General features: G+C 64.0%; 1 protein-coding gene. It reads left to right on the top strand.

All coding sequences use genetic code 11. The features are described 5' to 3' along the window. The coding region (locus AACY52_RS32485) for an NrsF family protein (RefSeq protein WP_370468076.1) at nucleotides 1–132 on the top strand (132 nt) is incomplete at its 5' end. Between the last annotated feature and the right edge of the window lie 363 nt (nucleotides 133–495).

Genomic DNA, 495 nt, shown 5'->3' with positions numbered 1-495 from the left:
CTCGCCGCGACGCTCTATGCGACGCATTGCACCGACGATTCGCCGCTGTTCGTCGCCACCTGGTACACGATGGCAACGATGGTGGTGACGGCGATCGGCGCGGCGCTGGGCGCTCGGGTGCTTCGCTATTAGAGCGTTTTCGAGCGAAGTGGACACCGGTTCGCGTAAAGAAAACGCGTCAAAACAAGAATCTAGAGCTTCGGTTCTGATTCAATCAGAGCCGAAAATGCTCTAGGGGCGAGGGCTTGGCGATTGGGCCGCGATCCTCTGACCTCTCCCGCTTGCGGGAGAGGCCGACGCGCCCCGGGGCGATGCGAAGCATCGTCCCGCGCGCGGCGGGTGAGGGCTCTCACCACCCGGGGACATCCTCCGCAATTCTCAACAATCCCAATGCGGAGACAGCCCCCACCCCAGCCCTCCCCCGCAAGCGGGAGAGGGAGCCGACTGCCAATGCCGCCGTATCGTGCGCTCCCTATGCGATAGCCCTGCCGCAAG

This window comes from Pseudomonas sp. EA_65y_Pfl1_P113 (assembly GCF_963970525.1).
Classification (GTDB): domain Bacteria; phylum Pseudomonadota; class Gammaproteobacteria; order Pseudomonadales; family Pseudomonadaceae; genus Aquipseudomonas; species Aquipseudomonas tritici.
This window is presented reverse-complemented; position numbering and strand designations above follow the sequence as displayed.